Annotated in this window: 12 protein-coding genes; 3 read left to right on the top strand and 9 right to left on the bottom strand. The window is 38.8% G+C overall.

The genetic code is table 11. From position 1 onward, the window contains the following. Nucleotides 1–197 precede the first annotated feature (197 nt). The 5 genes from PJIAN_RS01675 to PJIAN_RS01655 all read right to left on the bottom strand — a co-directional run bounded on the left by PJIAN_RS01675 (nucleotide 198) and on the right by PJIAN_RS01655 (nucleotide 8,203). Nucleotides 198–587 (bottom strand): DUF3244 domain-containing protein, encoded by a 390-nt coding sequence (locus PJIAN_RS01675; RefSeq protein WP_068701406.1) that lies wholly within the window; start codon nucleotides 585–587, stop codon nucleotides 198–200. A 695-nt stretch (nucleotides 588–1,282) separates the two neighbouring features. Next, the gene (locus tag PJIAN_RS01670) at nucleotides 1,283–2,884 is read right to left on the bottom strand and encodes a tetratricopeptide repeat protein (RefSeq protein WP_153802446.1); all 1,602 of its coding nucleotides are present in this window, start codon (nucleotides 2,882–2,884) and stop codon (nucleotides 1,283–1,285) included. A gap of 394 nt (nucleotides 2,885–3,278) precedes the next feature. Next, nucleotides 3,279–4,781, bottom strand: a complete 1,503-nt coding sequence (locus PJIAN_RS01665) for a tetratricopeptide repeat protein (RefSeq protein ID WP_068701403.1) — start codon at nucleotides 4,779–4,781, stop codon at nucleotides 3,279–3,281. A gap of 164 nt (nucleotides 4,782–4,945) precedes the next feature. Continuing rightward, the gene (locus tag PJIAN_RS01660; RefSeq protein ID WP_068701401.1) at nucleotides 4,946–6,445 is read right to left on the bottom strand and encodes a tetratricopeptide repeat protein; all 1,500 of its coding nucleotides are present in this window, start codon (nucleotides 6,443–6,445) and stop codon (nucleotides 4,946–4,948) included. A 159-nt stretch (nucleotides 6,446–6,604) separates the two neighbouring features. Continuing rightward, a complete protein-coding gene (locus PJIAN_RS01655) occupies nucleotides 6,605–8,203 on the bottom strand; it encodes a helix-turn-helix domain-containing protein (RefSeq protein WP_068701399.1) in 1,599 nt (532 codons plus the stop codon). Nucleotides 8,204–8,459: 256 nt separating this feature from the next. On the opposite strand from PJIAN_RS01655, the gene PJIAN_RS01650 reads away from it, so the two are divergent. Genes PJIAN_RS01650 through PJIAN_RS01640 form a run of 3 tightly spaced genes read left to right on the top strand, consistent with a single transcriptional unit; the run spans nucleotide 8,460 to nucleotide 11,162 of the window. Next, nucleotides 8,460–9,719: a T9SS type B sorting domain-containing protein gene (locus PJIAN_RS01650; protein ID WP_068701397.1), complete on the top strand. Its 1,260-nt coding sequence runs from the start codon at nucleotides 8,460–8,462 to the stop codon at nucleotides 9,717–9,719. Nucleotides 9,720–9,728: 9 nt separating this feature from the next. Further along, nucleotides 9,729–10,097, top strand: a complete 369-nt coding sequence (locus PJIAN_RS01645; RefSeq protein WP_068701395.1) for a DMT family protein — start codon at nucleotides 9,729–9,731, stop codon at nucleotides 10,095–10,097. 12 nt (nucleotides 10,098–10,109) lie between these two features. Next, a complete protein-coding gene (locus PJIAN_RS01640) occupies nucleotides 10,110–11,162 on the top strand; it encodes a TerC/Alx family metal homeostasis membrane protein (RefSeq protein ID WP_068701393.1) in 1,053 nt (350 codons plus the stop codon). 60 nt (nucleotides 11,163–11,222) lie between these two features. Here PJIAN_RS01640 and PJIAN_RS01635 read toward each other — a convergent pair whose 3' ends face one another. The 4 genes from PJIAN_RS01635 to PJIAN_RS01620 form a co-directional block, all read right to left on the bottom strand. Beyond that, the gene (locus PJIAN_RS01635) at nucleotides 11,223–12,476 is read right to left on the bottom strand and encodes a glycoside hydrolase family 5 protein (protein WP_068701391.1); all 1,254 of its coding nucleotides are present in this window, start codon (nucleotides 12,474–12,476) and stop codon (nucleotides 11,223–11,225) included. A gap of 195 nt (nucleotides 12,477–12,671) precedes the next feature. Beyond that, nucleotides 12,672–15,035 carry a glycoside hydrolase family 3 C-terminal domain-containing protein gene (locus PJIAN_RS01630; protein WP_068701389.1) on the bottom strand — a complete coding sequence of 788 codons (2,364 nt, stop codon included), beginning with the start codon at nucleotides 15,033–15,035 and terminating at the stop codon, nucleotides 12,672–12,674. Nucleotides 15,036–15,039: 4 nt separating this feature from the next. After that, nucleotides 15,040–16,662: a carboxylesterase/lipase family protein gene (locus PJIAN_RS01625; protein WP_068701387.1), complete on the bottom strand. Its 1,623-nt coding sequence runs from the start codon at nucleotides 16,660–16,662 to the stop codon at nucleotides 15,040–15,042. A gap of 64 nt (nucleotides 16,663–16,726) precedes the next feature. Further along, complete coding sequence (locus tag PJIAN_RS01620) at nucleotides 16,727–17,794, bottom strand: family 16 glycosylhydrolase (protein WP_172795553.1); 1,068 nt, start codon at nucleotides 17,792–17,794, stop codon at nucleotides 16,727–16,729. Between the last annotated feature and the right edge of the window lie 15 nt (nucleotides 17,795–17,809).

The following is a 17,809-nucleotide window of genomic DNA, read 5'->3' as shown; positions in this document are numbered from 1 at the left end:
GGGGCTTATTTTTGTATTATAAATACAAATATATTTTGAAGCATTCAAATGTTTGATTATCTCATAAACTTTATTCGTAGATTTAGATTTTGAAACCAGAAGCAGAGCGACATCACGTCGCTCTGTTTCTAAACCAAAATCTAAAGAGAAAAATAATCAAATATTTTAAGCCTTATGGGCTTTATGCTGTTGTTTACCTAGGGTATCATGATTATTGTATCGTATAAAACAGAACCTTTGCTGTTTGTTTCAGTTACAATATATGTTCCGCTTTCCCATCCTGTTGTGTCAATAAACAGATTTGTACCGGTGCTTGATGTTACATTTGTTGTATATACTTCATTTCCGGATTGATCTTCAACTGTTATATATACTGTCGATTTTGATGCCGGTACATAAATCGAATATTCATTCATTGATGTGCTTAGTGTTGTACTTGATTCTGCAACAGACATCGATTCAATATGAACTGGTGGTAAGGTTCCTCCACTATAAACTGCCTTTACACTAGTAGAAGAAAGTCCTACAAATACTAAAACTAAACTTATGCTTAAAGCATTAAACGGATTTGATTTCAAATTTTTCATCTTTGAGAATTTTTGTGTTGGTTAGCATTACAAAGAAACATACAAAAATCTCCATTTGTGTCATTTTTGTTCAAAAAATTATATTAACATCACTGGTGACTATATATAATAAAAATTTGAAAATCTATTGTTTACAGATGGTTTAAATCTGGGGAATATTAACAATACTGGAAAATGCAAAAAAACGAATAAATAAGCAGCTAAAATTTGGAGCTAAAATCAAGTAATCTTGTCAAATTTATTTATTCGAGGAAAAAACTTCTTTGTTTCTTTATTGATCAGAATTGAATATTAAGGGCCAGATGATTTGTCATATATTGACTTTGAAAACCAGAAGCAGAGCGACATCTCGTCGCCCTGTTTCTAAACCAAAATCTAAAGAGAAAAATAATCAAATATTTTTGATGTATTCATGTCGTTTGTTTGTCAACCGAATGAGATAGATTTCCATTTTAGTAATAGTTGCTGGATTATCTCTTTCAAACGTATCCTGAATAGTTTGCTGTTTTGTGTTGGTTAACATTACAAAGAAACAAACAAAATCATTCTATTGTACACTTTTTGCTCAAAAAATTATATTAACATAGGAGAGATACCTCTGGTGTAATGATTAGATAATCAGATTTGTGAGTTAATTATAATTTGGATGCATATTAACAAGACAATCTGATGGAGTAAATGAGGTGAAAATGGAGTCAAAAATCAGCAAGAAAATCCGAAAAATTCATACCGTGTTCAATTTCCAGTTTCTTGCGTAATCTGGCTCTGCGAACATTGAATGAATCGGTCTGTGTGTCCAATACGGAGGCAATCATCCCGGATTCAAACCCAGCCCGCAGGAGACAACAGATTAGAATGTCAGTGGTGGTTAGTAGGGGATATTTATTCTTCAGTCGTTTCGAAAAGCCATTATACAAGCCATCGATGCTCGAAATTAATTCATCATAAAGCGCCATGGAGTCAACAGATCCTTCTTCTGACGTAGAATAGGAGCTGGTGTTCGGAACTAATCTTTTAATAGCTGTTTTTTTATGATGTTCTACATTTTTAATCAATGCATTTTGCATATTAATCTGTTGCTGCAATAGCTGGTTATTCTCTTTTTCTTTCTCAACCAGTAGTTGATGCTGCTTCAATTGTACTTGTTTGTGCCTGTATCTCCATAACAAAACAATTACTATGATTCCACTTAAGCCAAGCAAAAGGAACAGTACGGCAATTTTATTTCGCTGGTTTGCTATAATAAGTGTTTTGTTTTCAGTGGCAATGCGTTCATAGTTGTATTTTTTTTCCATACCCGCAAAGCTGGTGAGCAAAGCTGCCTTATTTGTTGAATCTTTAGCATTGATCGTGAGTTTGGCATATTTAATTGCTTCTTGGAAGTTTCGTTCTTGTTCAAAAATGTCTTCGAACAATTCATAGCAGTCAGGGGCTTTATATCCATGGCTAATGCACTTTGAAAGATAGATTTTTGCAGAATCCAATTTGTTCTGCTTTGCAAAAATAGCAGCTAAATTAAACCAGTTTGAGGGATCTTTTTGTTTTTCTATTGCGATACCTTGTTTTGCGTAAAGCGATGATTTTGTGTAGTCTTTGAGGTAGAATAAAGCTAAGCTGGAAAATTTGTAAATTGGAGCGAGTAACGTGCTGTCTTTACTGTCTTGCGCTTCATGTTCAGCTTGGTAATAGTATTTCAGGGCAGTAGAAAATTGTTGTAGTTGGTAATATCCGTAGCCAATGCCGATAAGAGAGACAATGCAGTTTCTTTGATCTTTTGCTCTCTTTAGGGAGTTGTATGATAGTTTGTTATAGTGAATCATGCTGTCAATTTGGTTTTGCTCTCTATAAATCGAAGCTTTTTCGCTGTATATAAAACCAAGTAATTTGTAATTGTTGCTTTTTATTGCGTATGGGATCGCCTTTAGAAGAGATTCAGCTTGACCTTTCGGATTCCCTTGGTTACGTTCACATCTTGAGAGATAAAAATATGAATATCCAGCGCGCATTGGATCCTTTCCATCAGCATAATATGTAACAGCATTTTTTATAAGAGAGTCAGATTGGACAATAATCAATGCTTTATCTAAAGCTTGAGTCATTGCAAAAGAGTATAAGGCATAATCCTTAGATGAAAGTTGGCGGGGGGTCTTGATACCATTCAGAAGTTTTAATGCGCTGTCTGGATAGATTTCCATTATTCGGTCGGCATTATATAATAAGGCTTGATCCTTTGGAGAAGAATGATGACACGCTGTTATTAGCAGAATGAAGGAAAATATGAAGATGATCCGGCCCATGAATGTAAAATTTGATAGCAAAGATACGCAATAAAATAAATCTCAAGATAGGCTCCCGGACATATTGGCGAAATGAAAAAGGGAACGACTTCGCGTCGTTCCCTTTCTAACTAACCAAAATCTAATAGGGAATAAATGGATTGGTAATTATTCGTACAATTCCACTCTATTTTCCACTAAAAACCTTCAAAATCTTAAGACAAGATCAGAAAGCTGTTCAATTCTGTAAAATTACGGAAAACAGAAATATGGATTCTGATTTTGGGAAGAAAAATTATATGTATAGTGTGTATTTGAGGTGTTTGTAACATACTTATGGTCAGTGATATATTATTCTATTGGAAGGTGGTTAGTATGTATAAGGAGATATTGATCCGAAAATGTTGGTTTTTCTTTAAGGTATTGCGGAAAGAATTTGTTCGATCTTGGTATTTTCGTGTGGACAGATCTTTTTTCTAATATTTGATCTGTATTTATAATAGGTGTCGTTTTTGATATTGAGAGAAGCGAGAATTAATTCAAGATTGAACCCGACTCTAATATAATAACAGATCTGTAGTTCTTTTTCCGTAAGAGAAGGGAATCTGCGTTTAAGTTCAAGCGAGAAAGATTCAAAAGATGGACCTGTATTCGGGCTTATTACTTCCTGTTCGGAGATTAACTTGTTATGTTCTTCGTTGAATATTTTAAGGTATTGAGCTCCGATTTGTGATAAGTTGGTTTTGGGAATTAGTTGAAGTTGAATTAATTTTTGGATGATTGCAATTTTGGAAATCTGTTCTGATTGTAACTGGATTTTCTGGAGGTTAATGATGTTTCTTGCGGATACAATCTTTATTTTTTGTTTCTTTTTCTTGTTTCTTTCAATAAGTACAATTGTGGTAATTATGAAGATTAAAAGAGAACTTATTGCAATCAGCATAATGTATTGTTGATTCCTTATTATTAATTTCTGATTTTGTTTAGATACTTCTTCGTAATTAATCTTTCTCTCTAATCCGGAAAAGCTTGATGTGAGAGTTTGTCTGTAACTTGAGTCTTTAGCTGCAAGATATTGTTTTGAATATAGCAAGGCATCTTTGTACATATGCTTGTTCATATATATTTCTTGCAGTAACATATAACAGTCTGGAAGTGCCATCTTTGTTTGAATCGCTTTCTTGAGATAAAATTCCGCAGAGTCTAATTTGCCGGTCTTTATTAGAATGGCTCCCAAATTCATCCATTGCGCATAATCATATTGGGTGTTATATGCTAAAGCTAATCTTATTGCATTTAATGCCCGGTTATATTGCTTTAGATAATAGTAAATGAGAGAGCTGTTCCCGTAGCAGGATGATATTAATAGAGAATCCTTTACCTTGTAAGAATCCTGTAATGCCTTATGCATGTATGATAATGCTAATGAATACTGTTCTTTCTGGTAATAATCAGAACCTAATCCTAAATACGAAAGAGCAATATTCCTTCGATCCTTGGCCATTGATAAGTATTGTAGAGACTTTTTGTCGTATTTTATTACACTGTCAAGCATTCGTTGTTCTCTGAAAATGTCTGCTTTTTCGGCATTTAAAAAGCCTATTAATTGGTAATCTTTGCTTTGGACGGCGTAGGGGAATGCCTGGATTAATCTATTAGCTCTCAATTGTTGGTCATGTCTGTTTTTTGCACATCTTGAAAAGTAAAAGTATGCATAAGCAGCTTTAGGAGCATTGTTAGTTTTTGAATAAAACGATACGGCGGTATTTATTATAGAATCTGATTCAATATAAATGTCACATTTGTCAAAAGCCTGACTTAATAATAAGGAATAAGCAGCATGGTCTTCTTCGTTTAGTTTGTTCGGAAGCCGAATGGATTTTAAAAGCTTGATTGCGCTGTCAGGGCGTGTTTTCATTAAGGAGTCTGCTCTGGTTAAGAGTCTGCGATCGTGAGAGGATGTCCGTTTGCAAGCAAAAAACAGAAAGCTACAGCTACATAATAGTATAGATAGCTGTATTATTTTGTGCTTTATGAATGAAAATTGATCCATTTCAACGATGAATTTCTAGTTTCTACAGCTTATATTGCAGATAATATTTGTTCGACTTTATCATCTTGTCCGGCGTTCATCTTCTTTCTGATGTTTGAACGATAATGATAGTATGTTTCGCTTTTTACACTAAGCATTGATAGTATTGATTCTTGATTGATTCCGGCTCTTAAACAACAGCACACCAATATTTCTCTTTGGGTTAGAGACGGAAATCGGTCTAATAGCTTCTGGGAAAAACCATCAAAAACAACGTCAATATTCTTAATTATATCTTCGGTGTGTTGTGTTAGTGAGTAATTTGTCTCTCCAAATAGTTTAAGATATTGAGCTCCTATTTGGGATAAATTACGTTCAGGAATAAGTTTAAGCTGGATCAGGTTTTGTAGAATAGTAATCTTTGATATCCGTTCAGTTTGTAGTTTGATTTTTTGCTGGTTAATAAGTTTGATGTCAGCTTCATTCTTTAAGGCCAATTTATTTTTTTTGATTTGTTCTATCAGGATTATAACTGCAATAATAAAACAGAGGATTGTAACCAGAGCAATGATAATTGTAAAGCGTTGGTTTTTGATTGTTAATTTTTGGTTTTCAGCTTCAACTTTTTCAAAGTTCAGCTTTTTTTCCAGCCCGTTGAGACTGGTGTTTAAATAGTGCTTATATTCTGCGTTTTTTGCATTTAGATACATTCGGGAATATTTTAATGCATCCGATAAATTACCTTTTTTCAAAGTCAATTCACTACAGATGTCATAATATTCCGGAATATCTTGCTTCGTTTGTAAATATTTTTTGAGATAAAAATGAGTTGAATCAATCTCTCCTGTTTTTAGAAATACTTGTGAAAGTAGAATGTATTTATGGTAATCGTATGAATCTGATGTTTTTATTGATGATCTTAGGTATTGGAGAGCAGACGGATAATTTTGAAATTTCAGATATGCTACCCCAATTAGCCGATCCAATGAGGTCTTTATTATCTTGTCTTCGAATCTGACCAATTCTTGTTCAGCCTTCTTGTAGTAATAAAGAGCACTATCAAGATCGCCTTTTTGAAAATATCCATATCCAATTTCTAATAAAGCAATATTTCGATTTCTTTTGTCATTGGCGATAGTTAATGATCTTAAAGACTTTTTGTAATAGAACATCATGCTGTCAATCAGACCCTGGTTTTGATAAATTGCGGCTTTGTCGGCATATATAAACCCTAATAAGTTATTGTCTTTAGAATTAACGGCGTAAGGGATTGCTTTGATCAAAGCTTCGGAGCGTTTTTGATCATTTTCTTGATTTCTGTAAATACGGGATAAATATAAATAGACATACCCAGTTCTGAATGAATCTTGATTTCTATCGTAATAGTTCAATGCTTCTTTTATTAAACTGTCAGATTTAATGTCTATTCCGCATTTATCCATGCCCTGACACATTAATAGAGCATATAGTGCATAATCTTTTTGCTTTAGTTGCTTTGGATGAGGAATCTTTTTCAATAATGCTATAGAGCTATCCGGCTGGTTTGCCATTAAGCTATCTGCACGCGTTAATATTGTGAGGTCTTTCGATGATGTGTGCCTGCATCCTGATAGTATGCAACAGTAGCAACAGAGAGCGGATATTTGAAGAATCTGCCGGAAGGAAATATTGGAATTTGTGCCCATTTCATCGAAAAAATTAGACCGTTGTTATATCTCAGATAGAATCTGCTCAATTTTGTCATCCTGACCTGCATTCATCTTCTTTCTGATATTAGAACGATAACGATAGTATGTCTCACTTTTTATGTCAAAAATAGTGAGTATTGCGCCATGATCAAATCCGGCTCTAAGGCAACAACATACCTGAACTTCTCGTGGGGTGAAATGGGGATACAGTTCTTTGATTCGTTTCGATAGCCCATTAAATGCATTGTCAATTACCTCGGTCATGGCATCAATGTCAGCAGGAATCAAATTGCTGTCTTCGCCAAATAACTTGAGATACTGAGCCCCGATTTGTGTCAGATTACTTTCCGGGATATGTTTGAGTTGAATCATTTTTTGCAGTATCTCAATTTTTTTGATCTGTTCCGATTGCAATTGAAGCTGTTGTTGGTAAATGACATTCTGAGCTGCTTCGTTTTGCAACTCTAACTTCCTTTTTCGGTTTTTTTCTATTAAAACGAATGTCGAAATCACAAAGCACAGGAGAATAGATAAAATTGATAGAATTGTAAATTGCTGATTGTGAATTAAAAGCCGTTTGTTTTCGACCTGCGCTTTTTCTGAATTGTATTTTTTTTTCATTAAAATAGAACTGGACACCAACGATCTTTGATAGTCTGAATCTTTGGCAGCTTCGATAAATGAGGAATATTGGATAGCTGCTTTTATGTTTCCTTGCTTTTCTTCAGCCTCTTGTAATAGCAGGTAGCAATCCGATAAAAGATTTTTTGCGTGCAAACATTGACGTAGATAATATTTGGCAGAATCTATCACGCCTTTCTTTACAAAAATAGTTCCGAGGTTCAGGTGTTTTTCCGCTTCAAACGTATCTTTGGTTTTGAGAGATAGTCTGCCATATAAAAGAGCAGAATCGTATTGGTGTAAGCAATAATATGAGCGGCTAATAAGATGATAAGCTGTCGTTTGAAGATTGACTCCTTTTGTTTTTAATGATTCGTGTTCAGCCATCTTGTAATAATGCAATGCCTCCTGGAAATTATTTTTTTTATAAAAACCATCTCCTGTTGCCAAAAGAGAATTGCAAATACTGCGGGGGTCGCCTCCTTTTTGTAGTGTTCTGAAAGCTAAAATTCCATAGTGAATGACACTGTCAGGAAGTTGTTGATCTTTGTAAAGTGCCGCTTTTTCGTAATAGAGGATGCCGGTCAGCTTGTTGTTCTGGCTTGCCAACCCAAACTTAATGGCTTTATTGAGATTTTCTGCTCTGGCAGATATATCTTCCCTGTTGCGGGCGCACCTTGATTGATATAGAAAAGAGCATGCTGATTTTTCGTAGTCATTGACATGAGGAAAGTACGACGAGGCAATTTTGATAAGAGAATCAGATTCTCCCAATTGTCCGCATTTATCAAGAGCTTTGCACGTTAAAAGGGCGTATAATGCATTGTCATACGGAGATAAGTGTGTGGGAGATAACCGTTTTAGCTTTTGGAGAGCGCTTCCCGGGTAGATTTCTACCAGGCTGCCAGCTGCAGCAAGCAATTTTTTGTCGTATGTGGGTGTTTGCTTGCAGCTGGCAAATACTATTAATGTTAATATAAACAATAGGTATTTACGCATGATTTTAGTTGGTGTATGGCAAAGATAGTAAAATGTTGTTAAACGCCGAACTTTTACGCTAAGTGGGTCATTTCTTGTGGAAAAGTGTAATATTATTGATTCCAATTCGTTTACAAGAGGAATCAACCCTAGTTTTGTCAACATGTAAATTAAATAGTAATTTTGCAATTTATAATTGCCTTTTTGTCAATTTGCTTTTTCTGTCAGATAAAGTTTGAATGAGTGATTTAAGCCGATTTTTACTTAATAGCGACGTATGATAAAAAAGATTGCCCTTAGTATACTTCTGAGTTTTATCACAACAAGTGGTTTTGCTCAGTTCATTTCATCCGGTTCGGGTCGTTCAATCCAGCTGACTGGTAGTGCTGTGAAAAATATCGATGCAGTGTTCCTGTTCAACGGGATTACGGCTGATAATCAGATTCAGTTTGCAGGATCAGCTTCGAGCTATCTTTGGAAAAAATATGACGGCTCTTTTGTGAGCAACTTGTCGGCTATTTCAGTAGAGGATGGAACGGGTTATGTGTTGACTGCTAATGGAGTCCAATATTATATCTGGGTGATTGACTATCAAAAATATTTGCCTTCGTTAAATGCTCTTGCTGTTTCAGAAGGTATTGATAAATGCAGCAATATATCATTGAACTTATCAGGAAAGATACCCGATTTGGTGTATTACGACAAAAACAGCACAAAGCAGCTTCTCAGCCGTCAGTTTACAGTATCTTATCCCGATCAGAAATACGCTTCGGGTCAGTGGTCCGCAATTACCAGAAGCCTGACCGAGACTTATCCGTTCACAACCATTGTGTTGAATGCCCCGTATAAGGATACATCTTTTACCCTTTCCGGAGATCAGTATGCAACGTTATTTGGGATAGCAGCCACAGTAACTTCTGATATGTACAAAGCAATTCGCGTGGAGTGTCATCCAACGGGCAGTATTGTTGAAAGAGATGCTGCCAACGAATCGGGACGAAAAATTGGGACGCTCGAAGGGTCGGGGCCGTTAAATGTTTCGTTCAAGAGTAATGCCAACCTTCCGGTTACGCAATTTTATGAATGGAGAATTTACAATCTTGCTAATACGAGCAATTATTTGAGGTACACAGATGCAGATCTTCGTTATGTTTTCAATGAAACGGGAGACTATAAGGTGACTCTGACAGTAACCAACAGTACCGGTTCTTGTTCTCACTCTGATTCGTTGACCGTAAAAGTTAGTTCTTCATTTATTAACGTGCCCAATGTGTTTACACCCAATGGGGACGGGCAAAATGATCAATTCCGGGTATCTTACCGATCGATTGCTGACTATAAAATATTGCTTTACTCATCCTGGGCTGGCCGAGTTTACACCTCAACAGATCCCGCTCAGGGCTGGGATGGCAGAGTAGGAGGGAAGCTGGCTCCTCCGGGAGTTTATTACTATCTTATTTCAGCTACAGGTACGGATGGTAAAAAGTTTAAACTGAAGGGAAATGTGAATCTCCTCAGAGGTAAAAATGTGAAATAATAATCTTTGATGTATAATAGTTTTACAACCATTGGCTTGCTTGTTTTTGCCAATGTATTTATGACGATTGCATGGTATGGCCATCTTCGTTTGCGCGATTTTTCCTGGTTTAGTTCCCTGCCTTTATTTGCAGTTATTCTGATTAGTTGGGGCATTGCTTTCTTTGAATATTGTTTACAGGTGCCTGCCAATCGGATTGGTTTTCAGGGTAACGGTGGTGCATTTTCGCTGATGCAGTTGAAAGTTATTCAGGAAGTCATTACTCTCTCTGTTTTTATAGTATTCTCAATTATCGTATTTAAAATTGATGTGCGCTGGAATCATATACTCGCTATGTTGCTAATGATTGCGGCCGTGTATCTTGTCTTCAAAAAATAATACTAATTCATAATGAACGGTCACGAATTTATCTTTTTCGGAGGATTCCTTTCTCTTATATTTGTCGTTTTAGCAATTGATTTGGGCTTGTTTAACCGACACAGTCATGAGGTGTCTTTTAAGGAGGCAACTATTTGGACAATTGTCTGGACACTGCTGTCGTTCTGCATTTACCTTTTTATTGGGGCGTACGGGGACATGATTCACAGTGTCGATTCGTTTGCCAGACTTCAGGAACTGAATCAGCTTCATGGTCACGGACTTAATTTGAATCCGGCATTGGATTTGGATACTAATCTGGGAATCTACCGCAAAGCGCTTTCACTGGAATTTCTGACAGGTTATCTTATTGAGTATGCCCTTTCTGTCGATAATATCTTCGTGATTATCATGATATTTATGAGCTTTAGTGTGCCAAAGGCATATTATCACAGAGTTTTGTTTTGGGGCATCTTGGGAGCAATTGTTATGAGATTTATCTTTATATTCCTGAGTGCGGCTCTTATTCAACGTTTCGAGTGGGTGATGTGGATTTTTGGAGCGCTGTTGGTGTTTACGGGAATTAAGATGTATGTCGATAAAGACAAAGAGGAGAAGATCAACGTGTCAAAACATCCGATTGTACGGTTCGCCTCTAAATACTTTGCCGTACACCCTCATTTTGTAAAGGATAATTTCTTTACTAAGATTGACGGGAAACGCATGATTACACCGTTGCTTTTAGTCGTTTTTGTTGTCGAATTTTCGGATGTTTTGTTTGCTGTTGATTCGGTTCCCGCAATTTTCTCAATCACCAAAGATCCATACATTGTGTTTGCATCTAATATTTGTGCGATTCTTGGTCTGAGATCGTTATTCTTTCTCATCTCTAATGTTATGAATCTCTTCCACTATCTGAAAATCGGGTTGGCTGTCCTGCTTACATTTATTGGCGTAAAGATGTTGTTGGGAAGTATTTTCCATGTTCACATAGAAACGGTTCCCTCTCTCTTTGCTGTGGTAGGTATTCTGGGTATAAGTATACTGGCTTCTGTTATTTTCCCTCAGAAAGAAAACAATGCATAAATAACAAATGAGGATGTCCCTTGTTCATTCGGGACATCCTCATTTACTTTTAGAAGCGATTTAGGGCTGTTTTCCTAATGCTTTAATATACCCGTCGTTCTTCAAACAGTTTTCGAACTTAATATTTTCAAGTAGCTGTTTCAGAATTGCCCTTGTTTCTGTTACTGACGGTTTTACTTCTCTAATCTTCTCAAAACTACTCCGGTCTTTCTTTGTAAACTCTACAATTTTATCCCATCCCACCGGAGGTTTTACAGATACCATACAGCTTGTTTTTTCAAGCTTTTTGTATGGCCAGAAGTGCCATCCAATATTGTTCGTTTCGAGTAATTTGCGATAAGCATTAACCCATATGTCGGTGTTTTCCCCGGTTTCTCCCATGTAAATCGGGCGATTGGTTTTATTCCGAAAGTCCACGAAATCCTGAACATTTGCCTGTAACGTATCACACCAGTAACGATGGCAGGTGTACATCATTTGATCATCAAATTTCCAATCGTTGAACACCGTAAAATTCCCATCCCATTGAGCGCCACCTAAAATAACAATGTGGTTTTTGTCAACTTCACGAATCGAAGCAGTGGCCATCTTGTAAATCGGTTCTAAAAGCTTGTTCAGTTCGTCTTTATTGGAAAAGTAATGAGCTATTGGTTCGTTCAGCAGGTCATATCCAATTATCGCTGTTTCGTTGGCATAGTTTTTCGCAATTCGTTTCCAAATAGAACAAAACAGTGCCTGATCATTTTTGTTTTCAAACAAATAGGGATAGCCATAGCTATCGTCGATATTGTCGCCGGTTTGCCCGCCTGGAGCATCGTGCATATCCAGGATAACCGATAGACCTTCAGCTTTACACCACCCGATGACACGGTCAATCAGTTCAAAGCCACGGTTTTCATTGTTGGCTCCCATGTAATCTTCTCTGGTGAAGAGTTTGTAGTGAAACGGCAGCCGGATGGAATTCATGCCCGTCTGACGGATGTAATGAATGTCCGCTTTTGTGATATAGCTGTCCTGAAACTGTTGCCAGAAACGGTTCGTCTCATCGGCACCTACCAGTTCTTTAAGCGCCTGATCAATCAGACGAAAAGAGCTTACGTTATTAAAGAGAAACATATACCCTTCAGGATTCACCCAGTTGCCAAGATTGATACCCTGAATAAGGAACGGTTTACCGTTGGGAGCCTTCAATTGCTGTCCGTCGACTCTGAAAAATTTGGAACTGCTCTGCTTTGGAGGTGTTGCCATAATTACAATGCTGCCAGAAAACAGGGCAAATAATAGAACGAAACGGAATAAAAAATGTTTGGACATGATTCCTGAAATTTTATGAAGTTGAAGAAAATTTATTTGTTACGTGATAAATTATAAAGGCACAAAACGAACTGTACAAGCCGGTACAACTGTCTTGCATAGATCTTTTGCCGAATGCCCGGCTCCTGAATGGAGGCCGGACACTACAGCAAAAACGTTTGAAAAATGATAGGAATATTCTCTTTAGATGAGTCTCTATTTTTGAGGCTTTAGTTCATTGAAAGTACGCGATGGCGCCAACGCTTTGTGGGCTTTTTCTACTACTATTTCCGTTGGCAGGGAAAATGTAGCTGTTTGACGGAAGTCTCTGGAAGAAGCTCCGATTTTGACAGTGTAAGTTCCGGCATCAGCTATCCAAGAAGAAGCCGCCGTATTGAACGAGGCAAGATCGCGTGGAGAAATCGTAAACGTAATTTGTTGAGACTCGCCAGGTTTTAGCATAGATGTTTTGGTAAAATCCTTCAGCTCTTCATTTGGTTTGTCGAGTGATGAGGCCGGAGCACTTAAATAGAATTGTATTACTTCGCGACCAGCGACATTACCGGTGTTTTTGATTGTGACGGTGGCTGTAATAGCATTGCTGAATGTATTGCTGCTAAGCGAGAGGTTACTGTAAGTAAATGTAGTATATGATAATCCGTAACCGAATTCGTAGGCTACAGGTACTTTGAAGGTGTTATAATAGCGATATCCTACGTAAATGCCGTCATCATATGTAGATTCTGCCGGTTTTGCCGAAAGAAAATCACTTACGGCAGCCTTCGGATGCGGGTTGGGTAATTCTATGCCCGGAAAACTTTTCGAAGAGGGAACATCTTTGTATGACATTGGAAAGGTCGATGTCAGTTTTCCCGACGGGTTTACTTTTCCACTCAATACATCAGCAATAGAGTTACCGGCTTCCTGACCCGGTTGCCATGCCAATAAGATTGCATCTGCTAAGTTTCTCCAACTGGCAACTTCAATAACCCCGCCAATATTGAGAACAACAATCACCTTTTTGCCTTTGGCATGGAATGCTGCCGATATTTCGGTCAAAAGGCTCATTTCTTTCTTTGTCAGGTTGAAATCACCGTCAACTTTCCGGTCGATACCTTCGCCCGAGTTGCGACCGATGGTTATCAGGGCAATGTCGTTTTCTGCAGCTAAAATTGCTGCTTTAGCCTGGTTAACGGGCATTTCACCAATGTGTGTTATGTGCCCGAACATCATATCATTGGCACTCAATTTGGGTAACTTTGCTTTTTCGGCTTTGAGGAAGTTCAAATAACTCTCTTTTAACGACGGGCTAATTTTGTAACCAGCGTTATCAAGACCCTGCAACAGATCGATACTATAAGCTGCATTTACATTTCCACTGCCTGTTCCGCCTTTGATAATGGCGTAAGAAGTGTTTCCTAATAGGGCTATTTTTTTTACAGAACCGGCAATTGGTAATGTCGCTTTCTCATTCTTGAGCAATACCATGCCGTCGGTTGCTGCTTGACGTGTTACCAATGCGTGAGCGTTCAGATCCGGATGGTTTGAGAACTTGTAATTTTGGAAATGCGGAGATAGTAGCATGATATTCAGTATGCGTTCGCAATTTCTGTCCAGTTCCTGCATCGATAATTTGCCTGATTTTACAGCCTCGATAATTGCAGTAGATTGTTTCGGCATACCGGGCATAATCATGTCATTGCCGGCTTTCATCTGAGCCACAGGGTCTAAGCCTCCAAACCAGTCTGTCATTACAAACCCCTTGAATCCCCATTCGTCACGAAGAATAGTAGTGAGCAGGTCGTAACTTTCAGAGGTGTAAGTCCCGTTTATTAAATTGTAGGAAGACATGACTGTCCATGGTTGCGATTTTTGAACCGCAATTCTGAATCCTTCAAGGTAGATTTCCCGTATTGCACGTTCACTCATGAGGTTATTCACCGTGTTGCGGTTGGTTTCCTGATTGTTGGCGGCAAAGTGTTTGATGGAGGTGCCCACGCCTTGTGACTGAACACCATTGACCATTGCAGCGGCAATATTTCCAGCCACAACCGGATCTTCGGAATAATATTCAAAATTGCGTCCGCAAAGTGGATTGCGGTGTATGTTGAGTGCCGGAGCTAACAAAATATCCGCACCGTACTCGTGCACTTCGTTGCCCATAGCCATGCCCACACGTTTTACCAAATCAATGTCCCACGAAGAGGCCAGAACGGTAGCCACCGGAAATGCTGTGCAGTAATAAGTGGCTTTGTCATTTTTACGTTTAGGTTCAATGCGCAACCCGGCAGGCCCGTCAGCCAGTACCATCGGGGTGATGCCATATTTAGGGAATGAAGCCGAGATTCCGGCAGCCCCGGGTACTAATTGATCGGTATGGCCGACAACAGGTGCGGTTTGCTTCACAGAGGGATCCATTTGCATCCCTTTGCCTACAACCAGAGAGGCTTTTTCTTCTAAGGTCATAGAAGATACTACCTTTTTTACGTCAAAACTCTGCTGAGCTTTGGTTAAGGGGGCTATGCCAACAGATAGCACGGCAACAGATGTTGCAATAAGCGCATTTTTTAAGGTCTTCATGTCGTTATTTTTTGGTCGTTAGATTCATTAAGCAGTCGTCGTGGTGGTTTTTTACCACACATTTGTTATCGAAATACATTAAAGCACCGTTTTCAACGGAATAAACCGGCCATTCGGGCAACCCTTTGTGGTTGGGATTTCCTGTTCGTGCAAAATTGATCCATGCCTGACTGATTTTATCTGCAAGCTCATAAGCGGCTTTCCCTCCTCCTGTCATTTCTTCGCAACGACCGATATTGTTGAATACAAATGGAAGTTCGAAGCAGTGCATGGCTTTATAATCACCATCCATCACAGGCGATTGCCATCCGAACAGATACATGTAAACCGGTGCTGAGCCTGTCGTTGATTTTAATTTGGCTTCAGATAATACTCCAGCTCTGAAGCGGAGGTCAATGTCAATAAGGTCGGATGGACGATTGTCTCCGGGGTAAGCTTGCTTTACGGCGTCAATGTAGGCTTCGGCTTTGTCTTTATAGATGTTGTTGATGTATGATGTAATATCAGCAATGGTGCCGTGTCGTAATTTTGGGTTACTTAACGAGGGAATAAACTCGTTTTTCGTCGATCCTATAAGTAGCGGGATCTCCTTCGAGATAGCGGTTGCCTTCGCATCGGAAGGCTGGTAGTGGAGGAAGAAGCCATCGAGCACGGGACTCCATCCAATATTGACGTCACCGCTGATTTTTCCTTCAGATGCCAACTTCTGCTGAACTTTCGCAATTGCTTTTTTCGACGCGGCAATGAGTATATTATACGGTATTTTCTGCAGAGAATCGACCTGAGAAGGGTTTAGTTTAAGCTCGGTTAGTACTTCTGCGCTAATTTGTTTTGTGATGGCAGGTTCTCTGAAATTGGATACAACTCCACTTTGAGAAATGGCTTTATGAAACAATCCCTTTGCTGATGGAGCATTCATCAGAGTAATCACTTTGCCGCCACCGCCCGATTGTCCGAAAATAGTAACGTTGTCCGGGTCGCCTCCGAATTGCGCAATATTGTTTTTAATCCATTGCAACGCTGCTACAATATCCATCATGCCAACATTGGCAGATTGATGATATTTTTCTCCGTACGCCGAAAGGTCAAGAAATCCGAGAACATTCAGTCTGTGATTGATGGATACGAGCACAATGTCACCTTTTTTACTCAGGTTTTCGCCATCATAAGAAGGCAATTCCTGCGATGATCCCGCACTGTATCCTCCTCCGTGAAGCCATACCATCACCGGACGTTTGTTAGTGTCATTTATTCCCTGAGCCCATATATTCAAGCGCAGACAATCTTCGTTTTGATAACCCCAGTCATGATGAAAAATAAATTCGCTTTCATCGTTTACACTGTTCATCGGTTCAAGCGGACAAACCGGCCCGTATGTCATTGAACTGCGTATTCCATCCCAGTTTTTAACCCTGACAGGAGGCATAAAACGCTCGGCTTCGGCGTAAGGTATGCCTTTGAATATAAAGGTGCCTTTGTGTATGAAACCCCTCACCTTCCCACAGTCGGTCTGAACTACTGCTTTGCTGTTGCCTGAAACTATTGCTGTTTCATTATTTCCGGTTTGAGAAAACACCGGAGATAGGCCTGCAAGCAAAATAGTGGTTAACAGCAGAGAGCGTTTCATGGGAATAGTATTAGAGATATTGTTGAAAATGAACTGATTCCTCAGTTTAATTCATAAGCTCCATTTATTTGTAATTATAAACCCTCACATAGTCAACCTGCATCGAACAAGGGAAAATGGAGTCGTCCACTCCTTGTGCGCCGCCCCAATCACCTCCGATGGCAAGGTTAAGAATGAAGAAACAGGGTTTGTTGAAAGGCCAGTTGGAGGCATTTTTTACCGCCGGACTGTATGTATAGAAAGGATGATCGGGATCGTCAACGTAATATTCAATTTTTGAAGGAGTCCAGGTCATTCCGTAAGTGTGAAAAGCCGACTCGCAATCGGTCAGTTTGTAATCGGCATTATTCACTGTATTGCCATAACTGGATGGAGTATGGATTGATCCTTTCACCCACAGTGGATTGTAACCTACATGTTCCATGATATCGAGCTCGCCGCAGCCAGGCCAACCTGCAGTGGCTATATTTGCACCTAGCATCCAGGTAGCAGGCCAGGTTCCTCTTCCGGCGGGTAGTTTTGCTTTGATTTCCATCCGTCCGTACAGGAATGTTCTTAAGCCGTTCGAATTAATGCGTCCTGAAGTGTAATCTCCCTTCTTTTGTCCGGTTCCTACCTTTTTTGCTGTTATGGTAAGGATGCCGTCTTTTATTGTCAGGTTATCTCCGTTGGTGTATTTCTGCCACTCGTTGTTGACGTCGATATTGGTTTCATTGACCCAGTTCGATGTGTTGAGGGTTGTACCGTCAAATTCGTCGCTCCAAATCAATTTGTGGGGAACATAGGCCGGATCGTCGGCAGTTATTGCAATGTCTTTAGTTGCCGAAGCTGTTGTGCCGAGAAAATCGGTCACTGTCAGTTTGATGGAATAGGTGCCTTTTTTAGGAAAGTAATGCTTTATGATAGAATCTCCTGATTGTGATTCCCCGTCCCCGAAATCCCATGCTATAGAGGTGCTGGTCCCTTGCGTTTTTGCCTTTAAAACAATATAGTTAACGCTGTCGGTCTTGTTAACCGTTGTGTATGTAATGTCGGTACTCAAAACATAAGTTGAGTTCTGAATCGTTGGTTCTGATTTGCTGCACGATACAAATAAAAATGCGGCAAAGAAGGTTAAAATGAATGACTTCATAAAATAGCGTATTTT

It is taken from the genome of Paludibacter jiangxiensis, assembly GCF_001618385.1.
GTDB lineage: Bacteria > Bacteroidota > Bacteroidia > Bacteroidales > Paludibacteraceae > Microbacter > Microbacter jiangxiensis.
Note: the sequence above shows the minus strand (reverse complement) of the source record. Positions and strands in the feature narration are given on the sequence as shown.